At 33.5% G+C, this 19,156-nt stretch carries 19 protein-coding genes; 15 read left to right on the top strand and 4 right to left on the bottom strand.

Annotation, left to right across the window (positions count from 1 at the left end; translation table 11 throughout):
• Together PGH12_RS16665 and PGH12_RS16660 are read left to right on the top strand one after the other, a co-directional pair.
• Entirely contained in the window at positions 1–318 is a 318-nt protein-coding gene (locus PGH12_RS16665; protein WP_267598602.1) for a GNAT family N-acetyltransferase, read from the top strand.
• Between the two features lie 76 nt (positions 319–394).
• Positions 395–1,294 carry a pirin family protein gene (locus PGH12_RS16660; protein WP_267598601.1) on the top strand — a complete coding sequence of 300 codons (900 nt, stop codon included), beginning with the start codon at positions 395–397 and terminating at the stop codon, positions 1,292–1,294.
• 57 nt (positions 1,295–1,351) lie between these two features.
• Here PGH12_RS16660 and PGH12_RS16655 read toward each other — a convergent pair whose 3' ends face one another.
• Positions 1,352–1,750: a hypothetical protein gene (locus tag PGH12_RS16655; protein ID WP_267598600.1), complete on the bottom strand. Its 399-nt coding sequence runs from the start codon at positions 1,748–1,750 to the stop codon at positions 1,352–1,354.
• A gap of 277 nt (positions 1,751–2,027) precedes the next feature.
• Here PGH12_RS16655 and PGH12_RS16650 point away from each other — a divergent pair, with 277 nt between their 5' ends.
• The 12 genes from PGH12_RS16650 (at position 2,028) to gwsS (ending at position 12,220) form a co-directional block, all read left to right on the top strand.
• Positions 2,028–2,564 carry an NADPH-dependent FMN reductase gene (locus PGH12_RS16650; RefSeq protein ID WP_267598599.1) on the top strand — a complete coding sequence of 179 codons (537 nt, stop codon included), beginning with the start codon at positions 2,028–2,030 and terminating at the stop codon, positions 2,562–2,564.
• A 56-nt stretch (positions 2,565–2,620) separates the two neighbouring features.
• A complete protein-coding gene (locus PGH12_RS16645; protein ID WP_267598598.1) occupies positions 2,621–2,839 on the top strand; it encodes a (4Fe-4S)-binding protein in 219 nt (72 codons plus the stop codon).
• Positions 2,839–3,237, top strand: coding sequence for an OsmC family protein (locus tag PGH12_RS16640; protein ID WP_267598597.1), 399 nt, complete (start codon positions 2,839–2,841; stop codon positions 3,235–3,237). The genes PGH12_RS16645 and PGH12_RS16640 overlap by 1 nt, the downstream gene beginning before the upstream one ends.
• Position 3,238: 1 nt before the next feature.
• Positions 3,239–3,520 carry a GNAT family N-acetyltransferase gene (locus PGH12_RS16635; RefSeq protein ID WP_267598596.1) on the top strand — a complete coding sequence of 94 codons (282 nt, stop codon included), beginning with the start codon at positions 3,239–3,241 and terminating at the stop codon, positions 3,518–3,520.
• Positions 3,521–3,628: 108 nt separating this feature from the next.
• Positions 3,629–5,203, top strand: a complete 1,575-nt coding sequence (locus tag PGH12_RS16630) for a sodium:solute symporter (protein WP_267598595.1) — start codon at positions 3,629–3,631, stop codon at positions 5,201–5,203.
• Between the two features lie 117 nt (positions 5,204–5,320).
• Positions 5,321–6,166 (top strand): GIY-YIG nuclease family protein, encoded by an 846-nt coding sequence (locus PGH12_RS16625; RefSeq protein WP_267598594.1) that lies wholly within the window; start codon positions 5,321–5,323, stop codon positions 6,164–6,166.
• Positions 6,167–6,406: 240 nt separating this feature from the next.
• Positions 6,407–7,258, top strand: a complete 852-nt coding sequence (locus PGH12_RS16620) for a transketolase (protein ID WP_267598593.1) — start codon at positions 6,407–6,409, stop codon at positions 7,256–7,258.
• 225 nt (positions 7,259–7,483) lie between these two features.
• Positions 7,484–8,431, top strand: a complete 948-nt coding sequence (locus PGH12_RS16615; RefSeq protein ID WP_267598592.1) for a transketolase family protein — start codon at positions 7,484–7,486, stop codon at positions 8,429–8,431.
• A gap of 277 nt (positions 8,432–8,708) precedes the next feature.
• The gene (locus PGH12_RS16610; RefSeq protein WP_267598591.1) at positions 8,709–9,704 is read left to right on the top strand and encodes a hypothetical protein; all 996 of its coding nucleotides are present in this window, start codon (positions 8,709–8,711) and stop codon (positions 9,702–9,704) included.
• A gap of 320 nt (positions 9,705–10,024) precedes the next feature.
• Positions 10,025–10,984 (top strand): grasp-with-spasm system ATP-grasp peptide maturase, encoded by a 960-nt coding sequence (gwsG, locus tag PGH12_RS16605; protein WP_267598590.1) that lies wholly within the window; start codon positions 10,025–10,027, stop codon positions 10,982–10,984.
• Positions 10,953–11,141, top strand: a complete 189-nt coding sequence (locus tag PGH12_RS16600) for a hypothetical protein (protein WP_267598589.1) — start codon at positions 10,953–10,955, stop codon at positions 11,139–11,141. Before gwsG ends, PGH12_RS16600 begins: the two co-directional genes overlap by 32 nt.
• The gene (gwsS, locus tag PGH12_RS16595) at positions 11,138–12,220 is read left to right on the top strand and encodes a grasp-with-spasm system SPASM domain peptide maturase (protein ID WP_267598588.1); all 1,083 of its coding nucleotides are present in this window, start codon (positions 11,138–11,140) and stop codon (positions 12,218–12,220) included. Before PGH12_RS16600 ends, gwsS begins: the two co-directional genes overlap by 4 nt.
• Before the next feature lie 46 nt (positions 12,221–12,266).
• Here gwsS and PGH12_RS16590 read toward each other — a convergent pair whose 3' ends face one another.
• From PGH12_RS16590 to PGH12_RS16580, 3 genes are all read right to left on the bottom strand, one after another.
• Positions 12,267–12,656 (bottom strand): hypothetical protein, encoded by a 390-nt coding sequence (locus tag PGH12_RS16590; protein WP_267598587.1) that lies wholly within the window; start codon positions 12,654–12,656, stop codon positions 12,267–12,269.
• Positions 12,657–12,724: 68 nt separating this feature from the next.
• Positions 12,725–13,195, bottom strand: coding sequence for an Lrp/AsnC family transcriptional regulator (locus PGH12_RS16585; RefSeq protein WP_047446659.1), 471 nt, complete (start codon positions 13,193–13,195; stop codon positions 12,725–12,727).
• Positions 13,196–13,329: 134 nt separating this feature from the next.
• Positions 13,330–18,117: a translocation/assembly module TamB domain-containing protein gene (locus tag PGH12_RS16580; RefSeq protein ID WP_267598586.1), complete on the bottom strand. Its 4,788-nt coding sequence runs from the start codon at positions 18,115–18,117 to the stop codon at positions 13,330–13,332.
• Between the two features lie 4 nt (positions 18,118–18,121).
• On the opposite strand from PGH12_RS16580, the gene tsaD reads away from it, so the two are divergent.
• The gene (gene tsaD / locus PGH12_RS16575) at positions 18,122–19,138 is read left to right on the top strand and encodes a tRNA (adenosine(37)-N6)-threonylcarbamoyltransferase complex transferase subunit TsaD (protein ID WP_267598585.1); all 1,017 of its coding nucleotides are present in this window, start codon (positions 18,122–18,124) and stop codon (positions 19,136–19,138) included.
• Positions 19,139–19,156 lie beyond the last annotated feature (18 nt).

Genomic DNA, 19,156 nt, shown 5'->3' with positions numbered 1-19,156 from the left:
ATGAAACCAGAATTTGAAAATATTCCGTTGGTAAAAAACGAAGAAAAAAAGAGATTCGAAATAGAATACAACAGTCATTTTGCATTTATCGACTGTAAAGAAACAAGTCATCAAATCGCGCTCATTCACACAGAAGCCGAGCCCGAACTGGCAGGAACAGGAGCTGCCGCAGCAGTTGTTGAAAAAACCTTGATATATATTGAAGAGAGCGGAAAAAAACTTCTCCCGTATTGCCCATACGTATTTGCGTTCATAAAAAAACACCCGGAATGGAAACGCATTGTTGACGAAAGATTCGAAGGGTACGACAAAATTTAAATTTACGTAATAAAGATTGGCAAAAGAAATTTTTAATTAAATTAGCTCAATTCAAAATAAAAAAAACAAAACGATCATGTCAAACATCGGACTTATTATAGAAGAGAAATCAGCAGATATAGGAAACTTTTTGGTGGGAAGATTATTGCCTTTCCGTGAAAAAAGAGCAGTAGGACCTTTCGTATTTATCGATCATATGGGCCCTGCAGAACTGAAAGATTATCAAAATCTTGATGTTCCCCCGCATCCACATATTGGGCTTTCTACATTGACATATTTACTTGAAGGGTCAATTTTTCACCGAGACAGCATCGGCAGCGCTTTAGAAATAAAACCCGGTGCAGTAAACTGGATGACCGCCGGAAAAGGTGTTGTACACTCAGAAAGAACTCCTGAATATCTTAGAGAAACCGATAAAAGACTTCACGGATTCCAAATCTGGGTGGGACTTCCGAAACATCTTGAGCAAAGCGAACCCACTTTTAGCCACATTGAGGCAGACGAACTTCCTGTTTGGGAAGAAAACGGTGTTCAGTATAAATTAATTGCAGGTGAAGCATTCGGAAAAAAATCTCCGGTGCCTGTTCACAGCAAACTTTTTTTTATTGAAATTAAAACTAAAACTGCCCAGAAAATAAGTATCGGAAAAGATCTTTACGGGGAAGCCGCAATGTATGTTCTGGACGGAACTGTAAGTATAGAAAACAACAGCTATGGCTCCAAACAATTGTTGATTGCCAAAAATACCCAACTTTGTGAGTTTGAGATGAGCGACAATGCTACAGTTTATCTTTTCGGAGGTGAACCTTTTGATGAAGAGCGTTTCATTTTCTGGAACTTTGTAAATTCTGACAAAGAAAAAATCGATCAGGCAAAAATAAACTGGAATGATCAAAACCACGAAGCTTTCCCTTTGGTTCCTGGCGATGAAAATGAATTTGTACCACTTCCGAAAGCCGTATTAAACAGGAAATAAACAGAAGAAAAAAGCCACTTCCTGTACAAGTGGCTTTAGCTTTGAAAAAAGAAAAGCCTATTTCTCTCTTTCGGCTGCTGAAAGTTTTGTAAGAAAATCTGTCCAAAGTTTAGAATCATCAGGAGTCATGTTAGATGACCAAGAAGCATTTTTTGTCGTCCACTCCTGTGCTTTTGCAGTAAGCTCCTGGCTCTTTGCAACATCACCGGATCTTGAAGCGGCCGACATTTCAGAGACAATATGTGCATATTCGGTTGCAAACTGCTGCACTTCCTGATTACTAAATTTCGGAACTTCTACTCCATCAACTGTAACGCCGGATCCAGGAGAAGTTTTTTCTTCAGAAGCAACTGAACTTTCCTTTTTGGATGTCTCAGTTCCGAAGATTTCGTTTTTTTTGCATGCTGTAACGCAGATCAGCGAGGCAGCACCCAACATGAGGATAGTTTTTTTCATAAATGTTTGATTTTATCTGTATTACAAATATATATTAATTTATGAATAACTTAATTAAAAATATTTTTTTTCAAATATAATTCAATAAAACAATGCTTAGCATAAAAAACAATAAGTATAAGTGATAAAAACATAAATAATACATAAAAAATAAACAATAATTAATATACAGTTAAGATTAGTAAAACAATAATCAATTATGAAGCAGTAATGTCTTAAAAAAAGAAGATATATCTCGACTTAAATTTATTTGATAGCTTTATAAAAATAATCAATCATGAAAATATTAGCATTTGCAGGAAGCACCTCTTCCACATCTATCAATAGAGAATTAGTAAAATATGTTCTGAAAAGTTTTCAGGACGACGAAATTAATTTAATAGATCTTAATGATTTTGATATGCCCGTTTTTTCCGTTGACCGCGAAAAAAGAGGTTTTCCTGATGAAGCACACAACTTTTTGAAACAGATTGAAGAATGCGACGTTATTGTTTGTTCTTTAGCAGAACACAACCGCTCTTATTCGGCAGCTTTTAAGAATGTTTTCGATTGGGCTTCCAGAATTAATGTGAAAGTTTTTCAGAACAAACCGATGTTGTTAATGTCAACTTCTCCTGGCGGATATGGTGGCGGAAATGTAATGAACACCGCAAAAACGTTTTTCCCTCAGTTTGGTGCAGATGTGAAAGAAACTTTTTCTCTGCCTAAATTTTATGAAAACTTTGATCTTGAAAGCGGCGTCATCAATCCCGACATGATGAAAGATTTAAATCATAAGATTGAAAGTTTTAAAATTCAGATCAAAAAATCATAAGAAGCTAAAAATTAACCATTCAATAAGATAGAATTAAAAATTTTAAAAAAACAAATATGGAAAAACATGAATATGTAAACGGCGAAATTACCGTCATTTGGCAGCCTAAAAAATGCATTCACGCAGCAATCTGTGTAAAAAGTCTTCCCCAGGTTTACAATCCCAACGAAAAACCTTGGCTAAAACCGGAAAATGCAACTCCGGCAGAGCTAAAAAATCAAATAGACCTTTGTCCTTCAGGAGCATTAAGTTATCAATTCAACACACAGAAATAATGGCAGTTACGGTAAAAGCAAGCTTAGGCAAAACAAAATATTACACAGAAGTAGTTGCCGGTGATAATAAACTGATCACCGATGAACCAATTGATAAAGGCGGAAAAAATGAAGGTTTTAATCCGTTTGAAATCTTAGCAACTTCTCTGGCAAGCTGCACGGCGGCAACTTTGAGAATGTACATCGACAGAAAAGAATGGAATGTGGAAAGAATAGATGTAGAGGTAGAACTTGAAAATTTTCCGCTCACAAAATTGGCAGTTTTTAAAAGAAATATTAGTTTTGAAGGAGGAGATTTAAGCGACGAGCAATTGAAGAGGCTTCATACGATTGCAGATGCCTGTCCGGTACACAAAATTTTAACCAACGAAATAGAAATTCAAACCAAATTTTCATAAAATGATAGAAGTAAAACAGAATAACGACGAAAAACACGGAAGCTTTGAAGCGTTAATAGATGGAAAAAAAGCAGGCTTAATGACTTATACCTGGGCGGGTGAAGAGAGATTCATCATCGATCACACAGAGGTAGAAGAAGAATTTAACGGGAAAGGTGTTGGAAAAGAAATGCTGATCAAGGCTGTAGAATTTGCCAGAGAGAAAGGCAAAAAAATCATTCCGCTTTGTCCGTTTGCCAAAGCAACTTTTCAAAAAAACGAAGATTTAAGAGATGTTTTATAAAACAGCTTTTTGATTAAAAATTTTAAAAACCTTTCAGTAACTTTCTCTGAAAGGTTTTTTTTAACAGAAACAAAAAAAACTATATTTGCTGAAATTTAAAATCTTAGCATGAATCCAGGAACTATCCTTTTGCTGTTTGTTTTCGTTTATTTCGTTGGACTTTTGGTGATCTCATATTTTACGAGCCGGAATTCTGATAACCAATCGTTTTTCATCGGCAACAAAAAAAGCAAATGGTGGCTCGTTGCTTTCGGGATGATAGGAACCAGCCTGAGCGGAGTAACCTTCATCTCTGTTCCCGGAACCGTTGGTAAAATGACAGGAAGCGAATATATTTTCGGAGGTTTTGAATATTATATGATGGTGATTGGGTTTTTCATCGGGTATTTTATCGTGGCGGCAATACTTCTTCCACTCTACTATAAAATGAATTTGACCTCAATTTACACCTATTTAGGTAAAAGATTCAATGTAGAAGCGCACAAAATCGGTTCAGTATTTTTTATTGTTTCAAGAGCGATTGGCGCAACGGCGAGATTATATTTGGTTGTCAATGTTTTGCAGATATTTTTACTCGAAGGCTTGGGCGTTCCATTTTGGGTAACGGCGATGGTGCTTTTGGTGATGGTACTTCTTTATACTTTTGAAGGTGGTGTAAAAACAATTGTCATTACTGATACCTTGCAGACTTCGTTTATGATTATCAGTTTGATTGCGTGTATCGTCTATATTTTATCAAATTTAAATCTTTCTTTTGGAGAAGCTTACAGAATTTTGGAGCAGAAAAACTATACTCATTTCATCAACTTTGATCCCAATTCCAAGACATTTTTCTTAAAAACCATTTTGGGTGGAATTTTCATCACCATAGCAATGACGGGGCTTGATCAGGAAATGATGCAGAAAAATATTTCCGTTGATAATCTTCAGAATTCAAAGAAAAACATGCTGACGTTTGCAGGAACATTGCTTTTTGTAAATCTTGCGTTCTTATTCCTAGGTGGTTTGCTTTATCTTTTTGCGTTGCAAAATGGCGCAGGATATTCACAGATCACCAATATGGTCGAGGGGAAAGAAGTTGTATCAAATATTTTCGGGTTTAAAGATGCCGCAGGAAATGTAAAAAATATCATGGGAGACGATTTATTCCCGGCTTTATCTTTGAACGGATATTTTCCAATGACAATTTCTGTCATTTTTATCATTGGATTGATTTCAGCTTTATTCCCTTCCGCAGATGGCGCATTAACGGCAGTGACGAGTTCTTACTGTGTGGATTTATTAAATTTAAACGAAGATAAAACCAGAACAGAAAAGCAAAAGAAACATCTTCGTATGAAGATCCATTTAACTTTTACTGTAGTTTTCTTCATCCTGATTATGGTTTTCAAGGCGATGAATGACAAATCTATTGTTTACCTGATTATGGAAATTGCGGGCTACACTTACGGACCACTTTTAGGACTTTTCGCTTTCGGAATCTTTACCAAATTTAAAATTTCAAGAAAATATTCTATTCTTGCGGTGACACTTTTAGCACCGGTTCTGACTTATTTAATTAATTACTCAGTAACTACTTACACCGATTATAGAATTGGTGTGGAGCTGATTATTCTAAATGGATTGCTGACCTTTATTGGGTTGTGGATGGTAAAGAATAAGAATTATTTGAAGTTGGTTTAATAATTATTTGGTCAGCTTTTTCCGCCTTCCCCTCCCGCTTTTTTGTTTCACAAAAAGAGCTCTGTTCAAGTCGGGCTGTGATACTTAACCTCTAAAGAAATTAAATAAATACAAATCATGGCATTTGGAAAAACAATAAAAATATTTTTAATAGATGGAGATCCTAACGGAAGAATGTCTTGTGAACTTTCAAACTGGACTGGAAAAGCTTATAAAATCCCAAGAATAAAAATCAAAGACTGCATTGATCGGAAAGATTTAATGTCAACTGGAATTTATCTATTGTTAGGAAAAAATGATGATAATAAAGACCTTGTATATATAGGAGAAGCAGAAAATGTTTTTACCAGATTAAATCAACACCTTTCTAGTAAAGATTTTTGGAACGAAGCAATTGTTTTTACAAGTAAAGATGAAAATCTCAATAAAGCTCATATCAAATATCTAGAAAATAGACTTCATGACATAGCCACGAGAACCAATAGATACATTTTAGAAAACGGATGCATTCCAACCCAATCTTCTATTTCAGAATCTGATCGAGCAGAAATGGAAGAGTTTTTAAATTATATTTTGTTATTAGTAAACACTCTTGGTCATAAAGTATTTGAAGATAAAAGAGAACAATCATCTTCTACTAAGGTTAAAGAAATTTTGTACATAACCGCAGCAATAGGTTGTGATGCAATGGGTGAGCAGACTTCCGAAGGCTTTTTAGTGCTAAAGGGTTCAAGGGTTGCAGATTCTGTAACGCCATCTTTATCAAATACATTTAAAAATTTTAGAGATGAACTCTTGAGAAAAGAAATTATTATAAATAATCAATTTGCAGAAGATTTTATTTTCTCTAGCCCTTCGTATGCCGCAGCAATAGTCATGGGAAGAAATGCAAATGGTCTAACCGAATGGAAAACTTCCGATGGCCGAATTTTAAAGAGCTTAGAGACAAATTCTATTTCTTAAAAAAATTGTTCTATTACCAACTTTAAATTTTGGCTAAAGCCATATATTACGTCCGAAAGTAAATCGGGCTAAAGCCCGATCCTATTTAATTTAAATCAAGTCAAAATTTTTGAGATATTTTTAACTTTTATAAAACTAGTCGAGACAAGATTCGGACTCACAATCCGGATTTCCCATTTCCGTAAGCCGACAAAAAATTGTAAATTCGCATTCATCAATCCTAATAATAAATCCTAATATATGAGTAAAAGTATTGAAGAGCTAAAATCTCTTACTACACAAATCAGAAGAGACATTTTAAGAATGGTTCATGCTGTAAATTCAGGACATCCTGGGGGAAGTTTGGGCTGCACAGAGTATTTCACAGCACTTTACGGTAGAGTAATGAATTATAAATTACCATTCACCATGGAAGGTAAAAACGAAGACCATTTCTACCTATCAAACGGACATATTTCTCCTGTTTTTTATTCTACTCTGGCAAGATTTGGTTTCTTTCCGGTAGAGGAACTGAAAACTTTCAGAAAATTAGATTCAAGATTACAGGGACATCCTACTACTCACGAAGGTTTACCGGGAATCAGAGTTGCTTCTGGTTCTTTAGGACAAGGACTTTCTGTGGCTCTAGGTGTTGCTCAGGGTAAAAAATTAGACGGTGACGATTCTCTGGTGTACACTCTTCATGGTGACGGAGAATTGCAGGAAGGTCAGGTTTGGGAAGCTTTCATGTACGCTGCTGGCAAAAAAGTAGACAATATTATTTCTACCATCGATTATAACGGACAACAAATTGACGGAAGCACAGAAAACGTTCTTTCGTTAGGAAATCTTCATGCAAAATTAGAAGCTTTCGGGTGGATTGTATTGGAAGAGAAAAACGGTAATGATCTTGAAGCTGTAATTGCTATTTTGGAAAGAGCAAAAGCCGAAACCGGAAACGGAAAACCTGTAGTAATCATCCTTCATACCATTATGGGTAACGGAGTAGATTATATGATGGGAACTCACGCATGGCATGGTAAAGCTCCGAACGATGAGCAGCTGGATACAGCTTTCAAACAATTGTACTTAGAAGCTCCGGCAGATTATTAATTATAAGTAATGAGTAATGGGTTATGATCATATTTAAATATTAAAAAATTTTAGTTTTGAATATTTTTTAAGAATATGATAGATCTGATTTAGCATAACGCTTAAAATATCTTCAGCTATTATCTTAATTTATTTACTAAAATTAATTCATCTTAATAGTTAAAAATTTTGTTTTCATATCAATTATTAAACATCATTAGTCAATTTATAAACTTAGAAATTCACATGAAATATACATATACAGAAAAAAAAGATACACGTTCAGGATTCGGAGCCGGATTGGCTGAATTGGCTGACAAAAACCCCAATGTTGTAGCTCTTTGCGCAGACCTTATCGGATCTTTGAAAATGGAAAAATTCATCGAAAAAGCTCCTGAAAGATTTTACCAGGTTGGTATTGCCGAAGCAAACATGATGGGATTGGCTGCGGGATTGAGCATCACAGGAAAAATTCCTTTTACCGGAACTTTTGCTAACTTTTCTACTTCAAGAGTGTATGACCAAATTCGTCAGTCAATTGCATATTCTAATAAAAATGTAAAAATCTGTGCTTCTCACGCAGGTCTTACTTTAGGTGAAGACGGGGCAACACACCAAGTTTTAGAAGACATCGGAATGATGAAAATGCTTCCCGGAATGACTGTAATCAATACTTGCGACTACAATCAGACAAAAGCGGCAACTTTAGCCATTGCTGAGTTTGAAGGTCCGGTTTACTTAAGATTCGGAAGACCTGTAGTTCCTGTGTTCATTCCTGAAGACATGCCTTTCGAAATTGGAAAAGGTATTCTTCTACAAGAAGGTACAGATGTAACAATTGTTGCAACAGGCCACTTAGTTTGGGAATCTTTGGTTGCCGCTGAAGAGCTTGAGAAAGAAGGTATTTCTTGTGAGGTGATCAACATTCACACTATTAAGCCGCTTGACGAAGAGATCATCTTAAAATCTGTTGAGAAAACAGGTAAAATTGTTTCTGCCGAGGAACATAACTATCTTGGTGGTTTAGGTGAGTCTATTGCGGGAATGTTGGCACGAAAAAGACCTACAAGACAGGAATTTGTTGCAGTAAACGATACTTTCGGAGAATCTGCAACTCCCGCTGAATTAATGAAAAAGTATAAAATCGATTCTACAGCTGTAATTGAAGCGGTAAAGAGAATTTTAGCTAAATAAGTTTCTTTAGAAATAAATTTAAAAGCATCCAAATTGGATGCTTTTTTTATTTAACTAAAAAAATGAATATTCCATTACACCAACGATAAAAAATTATATTAAGCATTATTTAAAAAATAAACTAATAACTACAAATTATAAATAAAAATAAATCAAATACACTTAAACTATCACTTCTTTTTAAATCAAATGATTAAATGTTAAATAATTGTATTTTATTCATTTAGCTTGTTTTTTTTTTACTTTTATAAAATCAATCATAAGATACGATAAATGAATGCGTAGTTATTTCATAATTTTTAAGGTAATTTTTTTTAGCGCAGTTATAATTATTACTGCGTGTAGTGGCTATAACCCAAAAAAAAGTCAAATAGAACAAGTAAAAGAAACTAACTACATTCGTTTTTCTACTACTAAAAAAGTAAATTATATTCTATATTATTTAGAGGTATATAAAGCAGATAGTTTAAGCGCGATTGGTAAAAATGTAGAAGCTTTTGAAAAACTAGATAAATTGTTCAAAAATTATGAGCCATTGAATGAAATTAATTATGAAGAATATAAAAACTATCTTAAATTATCGTACTTAACAAATAATAAATCTAACATTAAGGAAAATACAATTTTTTTCATTAAAAAATACGGTTATCCGTATCGTCGTGCAAAAAACGACAGTATTATGAGTTTAATCTTTAAGGAATATGGTATTGATGAAAATTTTGTTAACATTGAAAATAATAAACTTTTAAAGAAAATCAATGTAGGATTGAGAGACACTTTGGTGAATATTTATAAAAAAGATCAGTATTATCGAGTCAATGTGGATAATTTCGAAAAAATAGACTCAATAGATAAGGTACATGAAAAACTATTGGTTAAAATTTTCAAAAAATATGGTGTTCCCGATTGGAAATTACTAGGAAGTATGTACACAAATTCAGAAGATTATAGTTATGCGAATAACTTTCATATACCATTACTACATACAAGAGACTCTATAAGACTAAATTATTTTATTCCACTGCTAAAAAGAGCCGTAATGCAAGGAAAATTTAGCCCTACCAATTATGCAAACATGATAGATCAATATTATTTGTATAAGGATAAAAAACAATTATATGGAAGTTATTTAGGCCCCGATTATAATATAGCTCCTGTACAAAATGAAAAAAAATTAGACTCTTTGCGCAAATCAATAGGTTTACCTACAGTAAGTAATTATTTATGGAAAAATAAAGGATATATAAACAAATATAAAAAACAAAACAATTAGCTTAAATATTAATCAAAACAATATCTTATGAAAAAATTACAATCAATCTCTAATTTGAAAGCAATGTTATTTCAAAAAATTCACAATCACTAGTTACAGGCGGTAATGGAACTCTCCAGCCCCAAGAGAATATCACATGCGTTAGTTCTCAAGGATCTGATACACAAACTATAACTTATGATGATAATCGAAATGTTGTATCTACAGGACCAATTATTGTTTGGAAGAAAGCTATATTTAGTTTAGAGTAGTAATAAACATTATTATCTACCATTTAATTGAGGAGCATTATATAATGCTCTTCTCTTTTTATTACAATTATGATATTAATTTTTTCCGAAGAAGCAGATACATCTACAAGTGATGTAGTAAATTGGTTCAGATATTTAAAAATCGAATTTAAACTGATTAATAATCTCTATCCTGCTAATATAAACTGGGTAAAAGACGGTTTGGTTATTGAGCAAGATAGTGAAACCCTACTATTATCAGATGTGAAAGCTGTATTTTATAGGAGAGGCAATATGAAGTTTTCACCAGATAAAATAAATTTTGTTCCTTTAAATGTACTAGTACAAAAAGAGTTTGATAATCTTTCAGAAATTTTTAATTATGAGATTTTATCAAAAAAAAGTATTAATAGCTTTAATAATTCAACTGTTAATAAATATATAGTAAGTGATAAAGCTAAGAAGATTAAAATACTAGTTCCAAAAGACTATATTATAACTTCAGTAAATGAATTACAAAGAATAATGGTGGACACACCCAAGCTTATAACAAAAACCCTTTCAGGGTCTTCTATTATTGATATAGATGATACAAAGTTTGGAGTTGTTTATACAAAGTTGATTACAAAAAAGATTATAAAGAAAAATAAAATTTTTCAACCAACTTATTTTCAAGAATATATTGAGAAAAGATATGAATTAAGGATTTTTTATTTAGCAGGACAATTTTGGACAATGGCAATTTTTTCTCAAAATGACAAAAAAACTACTGTTGATTTCCGAAATTACAATTTTGAAAAGCCTAATAGAACTGTTCCGTACACACTTCCAAAAGACATTGAAGAAAAATTACAGATATTGATGGAAGAATTAAAACTTAATTGTGGTTCTATTGACATGATTGTTTCTAAAAATTTGCAATATTATTTTTTAGAAGTTAATCCCATTGGACAGTTTGGAATGGTATCTAATCCTTGTAATTATCATTTAGAAAAGGAAATTGTAAATTATTTAAAATATGGAGAAGAAAGAATTTTTAAAAATTATTGATGATAATAAAGAAAAAATGCCTTTAAGTATCATTAATATTGTGTTAAAAGACAGACGTAAAGAAAGAATTATATCGAAAAAGGTAGCTTTTAGCAAAATACACAAGACTAATAATTATGATATAATACCTTTTTATAAGCCAACAATTTTATTATGAATTATTTTAAAATATTTTCAAATTGTATTTTAGCAAAAGGTCATACACAATCAGTAATTTCTGATTTGCAAAGGCAATTGTCTGAAACAATTCCTAATGATTTATTTGAAATAATACAATTGTTAAATTCTAAAAAAAGTATTGATGAAATTTGTAATAAATATGGTTTGGAAAACAAACAGATCATTATAGAATATTTGGATTTTTTACAAGAGAAAGAATATGGGTTTTATTGTGAAGAAAATGAATATGACTTATTTCCAAAATTAGATATAACTTTTAATTACCCGTCAAGTATAAGCAATGCAGTCATTGAACTCAAATTAGAAAATATTGGAAATTTGAATTTTATTATTAAACAATTGTTTCTTTTACAATGTGAGAGTTTAACATTGGTATTTTATGAAAATCTCACTCGAGCCGAATTTTACGAAGTAGCAAAATTTTTAGAAGGCTTTCCTATTAGATCATTAGAAATAGTTTGCAAGCATGATATTATGATTAATCAAAAGTTTCTTAAAGGTCTTAATATGATAATGCAATTAACAAAAATTACTTTTTTTGAAGCAGATAGGAATATTATTAATAATTGGGATGATGAAATTTTTTATGATAGAATATATACTACAAAAAAAATTACAACCTTTAAATTTTGCGGAGCTATAGACTTAAAGTATTTTAATACAAATCTTCCTAAGGTCTTAGAGGCAATCAATCATAATTCTTGTCTTCACAAGAAAATATCAATAGATATAAATGGCAATATCAAAAATTGTCCCTCAATGTCCCAAAATTTTGGAAATATACAGGATATAAAATTAGAAAATGCCCTCGATAATCCTGAATTTAAAAAATATTGGAATCTTACTAAAGATCGTATAGAGATATGTAAGGACTGTGAATTCCGTTATATCTGCACCGATTGCAGAGCTTATACAGAGCAAACAAAAACTAACACAAAAGGGTTAGACATTTCTAAGCCTTTAAAATGTGGTTACAATCCTTATACTGGAGAATGGGAAGAATGGAGTACTAATCCATTTAATCAAAAGCCTATTCGACATTATGGATTAACTTAGTTAACAAAAGAATAAGCATAAATTATAACACTCTATTATTATATATTTATCTAAAAAACTTCCATTTAGGAATAATCGCCAACATTCCAAATCCTGTAAAAAGGAAAAGATTGGTCACATCAGAATATAAGAAAGTCGACAGGTAATAGTTATGCATGAAAAAATGCAAAATTAACATCGCAGGAAAAAGAAAGATACCAATTTTTCTACAGAAATACATCAATACAATTCCTGCGATCATTAGAATATCTACAGAAAAAATAAAATAGAAATACCCGAATGGAATATTGAGAGTTTCGTGCTGTAAGTATTCATCAAAATCTAAGCCTACTCCCATCAATGTAAAAAGCATCAGAGCAGCTAAAGCTAAAATAAAACCCAGTCCTTTTTTCGGATCTTCATCAAAATAACTGTATTCTTTATATTCCTTTTCCATAGTACAAAAATAAAGAACTTATGAATTACTTCATAAGTTCTTTGGTATTTATATCGTCTAAAATTTGATTAAATCGAGATCGCGTTGATCAATCTGTTTTTATCGCTCAAAAACTCTTCCATAGAGATCATACTTTCAGTTCTCATCACATCCTGGATGTCGTCGATCTGATAAATAATTTTCTTTGCGTCTTCAGTATTTTTAGCTTTTACCTTGCAGAAAATATTATATTTTCCTGAGATAACGCTTGCTTCTACTACGTTTGGAATGGTTCCCAATTCTTTCAAAACCTCCTGAGTGCGGTTTGATTTTGTTAAAAGAATTCCGATAAAAGCCGTGAAATGGTAATCTAATTTACCATAATCTAAATTAAGAGATGATCCTAAAATAATACCTGCATCTTCCATTTTCTTCACCCTTACGTGTATTGTACCTGCAGATACATCCATCTGCTTAGCAATTTCTGTAAAAGGCATTCTTGTGTTTTCTACTAAGAAATCAAGAATTTTCTTGTCTATTTCGTCCAGTTGATAGTTCATATTAGTGAAATTATATTTTTCCTAAAAAATCGATAAATTTTTTACAAAATTAAGAAAAATAAATTAACTAGGAAAAATATATCAAACATTAACAATAATTAACACGGATGACAAAAATCATTCAAAGATTCATTTTATTTAACCTCTGATTTTACGGAATCTGTTTTTATTTCAGTATTATCAGGCACCGACTTTTTATCTTTTTTCTTCTTTTTGAAGAAAGAATTGAAGCTTTTGCTCCATACAATACCGCCGCCATACGCTTGATTTGCAGATCCGTTTGTCCCCACAGTTCCCACACCCATTCCGATGTTTGTTGGTTTCGAATAACCTCTCAGAAGTAATGTACCATCATTTTTTTTAGAAATATCATACTCAATAGATCCCTCACCGGATAGATAATTTGCATCTGCACCTTCAGTTTTATTCAAAGGTATTCCCAGACCGGTCTTTACGGTAATTCTTGGAGAAAGCGCAAAACTAACTCCGGCATTTGCCCGGTCTCCGGTATTTGAATATTGATCTCCACGTACATAATTCAGGTCAATCTGAAACTCATTACTCATCGTATTAAGAACAGATCCCAATTGTTTAAGCAACATATTATACCCTGAAGATTCTGCAACACCGGCTGCATCAAAATTCAGATTTCCGGTGTTTGAAACATTAAAACTGTTTAGTAACAAAATAGATCCGAACTGTAATACGTTTTCACCTTCCGTCTGATTGATTTTGGTTGCCAACGTCTCTTTAACCTGACTGGAAACATCTAAAGCGGTAACATTAAGTGCTATTTTAGGATCATTTAAAGTATTCGTTATATTTGCCTGCAAAAGTATGCTGATCGGCTGTAACTGTCCCATGTTCAGATATTCGCCTGCATTAGAAACCATTCTCACATAGTTGGCTGTGATATCAAGCATTGGCTTCATCGCATTACCATCCCATCTTATACTGCTGTTCTTCTGAATCTGAAAAGTTCTGTTAAGGATGGCTTTAGACACAAAAGTTCCGCTGTCTACCATATAAGAACCATTCATGGCAATATTCCCCTGTCTTCCCATTTGAAATCTCAGGTCATCAGCAATTCCTTTTACAGTAATATTTCCCACGTCGTCACCTACCAGAACATTTACTGTAGTTCCTTTGTCAACATCCAGGCTGAAGTCAATATTCATATTGGCTCCGGTTTTTTTCTTGTCTTCTAAAGTTACAAGGCCATCTTTGCCTTCTTTCAGGAATCTCAACATCTTAAATTCTTCAACATTTGATGTAGAGCTAGAGTTGAAAGTAAAAGTACTTCCATTCAAAGCTTTCATATTCGGGGTCGATAGATTTAATGCAGAAACAGGCCCGTCAACGTACAGATCTCCCTGTCCATAAACTCTACCCCAAAAAAGATCATATTCTTTTTGTGTGGTATTAAGCATCAGCAGGTTATCTGCTCTCATCACGAGGTTGACTCCCATTGATGATAAAGTCTCAAACTGTATGGCTCCGGATATCGTTCCTTTTGAATTGGTTCTTCCGTCGTGCACGCCAATATTATTCATGATTGCAAGACCTTTAGAAAGCGGAATCACGGTGTCATCAAAAGAATAATCTACGCCGGTAAACAAAAGTTTTAATCCAAATTCTTTTAATCCAATATCTCCACTATAATCTAAATTTTTCAGGGTTCCGTTGATCTTCAAATCTCCAGTTGCTTTTCCTCTTAAATTTCCAAAAACAGTCTGTACAAACTGTTGGGTAAATGCTATATTAAATTCACGAAGTTCTGCTGTAAGATCAATTGTGGGTGACGGCGTATTATTATTTACAGTTCCCGTCAAATGAAGGTTATTATTTCCTATCACACCTGCAGAAGTCACCTTTACATCCACATCGTACACATTTAATGAAAAACCGTTAACAGCAGAAATCGTAAGATCTCCCATGTCATTTCCGTTCATCATGATATCGTCAACTGTAAGATCCACAAGTGGTTGCAGCGTGCTTTTATCCATCTTAATTTTCACATTACCATTTGCTAAACCTTTGATATCCATGGGATTTCCTCCGGCTTGCATCTCCAGAAGTTTCTCAATGGCAAAATCCTGCACTTCTGCGTCAACGTAAAAATCTTTGGCTGATTTAAATGTAGATTCATTTATTAAAAGTGAACTTTTATCTGAATAGATTTTAAGGTTTCTGATCTCAAAATCCTGTGTTTTTTTTCGGTAACTTATATAATGATCAAGCTCCGGACTTGTATCAATTGCCCATTTTACATTATTAAAGCTGACTTCTGTAGGTTCAAATCTGAAAATATAATCTCCTTCCGGGTTTGTAGACTGATTAAAATTGATTGCATAATTTTTAAGATTGTCATCAATCTCGTCTTCCGGACTTCCGTGTTTGAAACTTGTGGCAATCCGCAACGTTGTATTATTTTCATTTTTTCCGGTCAGCAGAATGTCTTTCAGAATATTTTTATTGTACTCTACTCTTTTGATCTTTGCATAAAGCTGCTGGTCAAGATTTGCGGTATTAATTCTCACCATCACACTATCAACCAATGCGCTGTCTCTGGTAATAACATCTCTCTGATTGATTTTATAATCAGGATTTGCGTTTGCCAAAGCCATATCTGCATCTGTGATTTCCTCTTTTTTGGTCATCACATATTTGAGGGAAGAAGCATCAAGATTTAAAATTAAATTATTACTATTTCCGTCATATTCTCCCTCTACTACAGCACCTTGTGGAAGTTTCAGATCTGGCATAAAATAGCTTACCAGACCCTGCTGAACATCAAAATTCATATTAAAAGTCTGCCCTCGATACAGTTTTCTCGGCGGCGGTCCCACTAGAATTTTACCTAAACCGTTTTCTACCATTCCTGCCAAATCAGCGAGATTGTATCTCCCCGAAATTTTTCCGCTCACAGCGCCTGGAGCATTTACATCAATTACACGATTTCCACCTTCTATAAAAGTTTTAACTGTAGCATTCGGAATCTGATAACGTTGGGTAGCAGTAGCAAAATTGATATTATTGGCTTCCACATCAAGATTCAAATCATTCAGATCGGTCATCGACATTTTTCCGTTAACCTGTCCGCTCACGATCTGATTACCGGCTTTACCAGTAAAATAATTCATATTTAGATACTCTACATTTGCATCTACATTGGCGGAAATTCTTTTTGTACTGAAATCAATCAGACCTTTTACAGTTGCTTTTGCCTGTTCGTCATTCACATTGATCAAACCATTGTATTTTCGGTGATCCAGCAGACCGTCAAGATTAAGATTATTGATTTCTTTATTCATGATATCAATACTCGAAATCTGGGATCTTGTTCTGATTTTCATTGTATTGACATCAAAACTCTGCCCGTCAATATTGAATTTCCCAGAAATTAAACCCACGGTTTTACTTTTTGTAATGACCGATGTATTCAAATCACGAACTTCTGCATAACCTTTATATTTAGGCATCGTTGTACTGAAATCTGTTAGTGAGAAATTGGTGATTTTTGCCTGCCCGATTCCTGTCATCAAATTTCCTGAAGAAACGTAAACTTGTTTGGGTGTCACTTTTACGTCTCCATTATATTTTAATTTTCCGAAATCATCAGCGAAGTTTTTCATTTTCTTAGAAATGAAACTTGGCATCATGGCTTTCAGATCTTTGTACGTAAAATCTGCGGAAAGATTTTTGGTTTCAATTAAAAAATTACCTTTCAGCAAATTGGTAATATTCATTTTCTGGGTGGCAATATTTACCGACGGATTTCTAATCAGGAAATTATCCAGCTTAAATTTATTCAGCGGACCAGCCATTTTTCCGCTGATATTAAAAGGAACATAATTGTCCCAATTGGTCACAAAATAAGAAATATCATATCCGCTAAGCTGACTTCCCAATTTGAGATTCATATCCCATTTTACTTTATTGGTAAAATCTGCCCAAGAACCTTTATTTAAATTAAATTTTATATCTCCCTGAAGAAGCGAATGATCTGTATTGAAGGTCAAATCCTTTAACAAAAGAAAATCTTGTGTCATGGAAAAATCTGTCGAAAAAGTATCTACAAAATGTGCTTTCCCCCATCGTTTTGTTGTGAAAGTAAAATTATTAATGGTAGCGTTGATGTTGACACCATTTACTTTCAATCTTGGAGCAATAAGATTGACATTGGTGGCAGTAAGCCATTTCCCAGGTTCTCCCGGAGAATTTTGATTAACAATAGAAACCTTAGAATCAAGAATTTCTAATCTTGAATTTAACTGAAATGGAGGTTTCGTGGAATCCTTTTTTTTGCCGCTATCAAAAAGCTGCGTGAAGCGAATAAAATTTGAAATACTGTCGCCTTTATAAGTAATGACTTTAATATCTGCATCAATGAGCCTTAAACCATTAAAACTTAAAGAATTGTTTTTTCCGATATTGGTGGCCAAAGAAAACCAGTCAGAATTAGCTTTAAATTCTCTTGCTTTAATAAAGTCAACATCTTTGTAGTCTTTTATCCGTAAGCCTTTGATTGTAACATCGCCAAAAAAATCAACTTCTACACTTTCGGTAGACATTTTTGCTTTAAAATCACGATTTACAATTTGTAAAGCCTGATCTGCAGCCCATCTTTTGGTAACAGGAAGGTTAATGGCAATAAAAGCGAGAACCACAATTGAAAGAACACCCCAAAAAAGGATAAGCAGAAGTTTTGCCCACCATGAGTAGCTCGTTACATCTTTCGCCGCCTGTTTACCGAATTCCTGAGCGGTATCAATTGGGTGTTTTATGGCATCAGAAGCAAGCTCAGAAGCTTCTTTCATACTCTCCTGAACGTTATCAACCGTCTTTTGTACCTGATTTCCTAAGTTTTCAGCTACTGATTTTTTATGCTCATTTTCGTTATTATTCTCTAACTTTGCCATTACTATGAGTGACTCTATAATTTTAGGTATCGAATCGTCTTGTGACGATACTTCAGCAGCCATTATTAAAGGAAATTCTATTCTTTCAAATATTGCAGCCAACCAGGAGATCCATAAAGAATATGGAGGTGTGGTTCCTGAGCTTGCGTCACGAGCTCATCAGCAGAATATTATTCCAGTTGTAGAAAAATCCTTAACCAAAGCAAATATACAACAAAATGCAATCTCTGCCATAGGCTTTACCCGAGGTCCCGGACTTTTGGGTTCTCTCCTTGTAGGAACTTCGTTTGCTAAGTCTCTGGCTATGAGTTTAGACGTTCCTTTGATTGAAGTAAATCACCTTCAGGCGCACATTTTGGCGCATTTCATCGACGATGCAAATCCTGTGCCGCCAAAATTCCCTTTTTTGTGTCTTACGGTAAGTGGCGGACATACCATGATTGTCTTGGTGAAAGATTATTTTGACATGGAAATCATTGGAAAAACAATTGACGATGCAGCAGGTGAAGCATTCGATAAAATCGGAAAAATTTTCGATCTCGATTATCCGGCAGGACCGACTATTGACCGTTTAGCAAAGGAAGGAAATCCTGATGCATTTAAGTTTAACAAACCCAAATTAGAAAATTACGACTACTCTTTCAGCGGAATTAAAACTTCAGTTTTATATTTCATCCAAAAAGAAGTTAAGAAAAATCCTGATTTTATTAAAGAAAACATGAATGATCTTTGTGCTTCGGTCCAAAAATGCATCATTGAAATTTTAATGAATAAATTAGAGAAAGCAGCGAAAGATTTAAACATAGAAGAAGTAGCAATTGCGGGTGGAGTTTCTGCCAATTCTGCTTTAAGACAAATTATGCAGGACAATCACCAGAAGTTAGGCTGGAATATTTACATTCCTAAATTTGAATACACAACAGATAACGCCGCAATGATTGCAATGGTTGCCCAGCTTAAATTCGAAAGAGGAGAATTTACAGATTTAAGAACAACGGCAATTTCAAAATACGACTTATAAAGACTTAAAATAAGATTC

The organism is Chryseobacterium sp. CY350 (genome assembly GCF_027945075.1).
Taxonomy (GTDB): domain Bacteria; phylum Bacteroidota; class Bacteroidia; order Flavobacteriales; family Weeksellaceae; genus Chryseobacterium.
The sequence above is the reverse complement of the archived record's forward strand: the minus strand, read 5'-3'. Positions and strand labels throughout refer to the sequence as shown.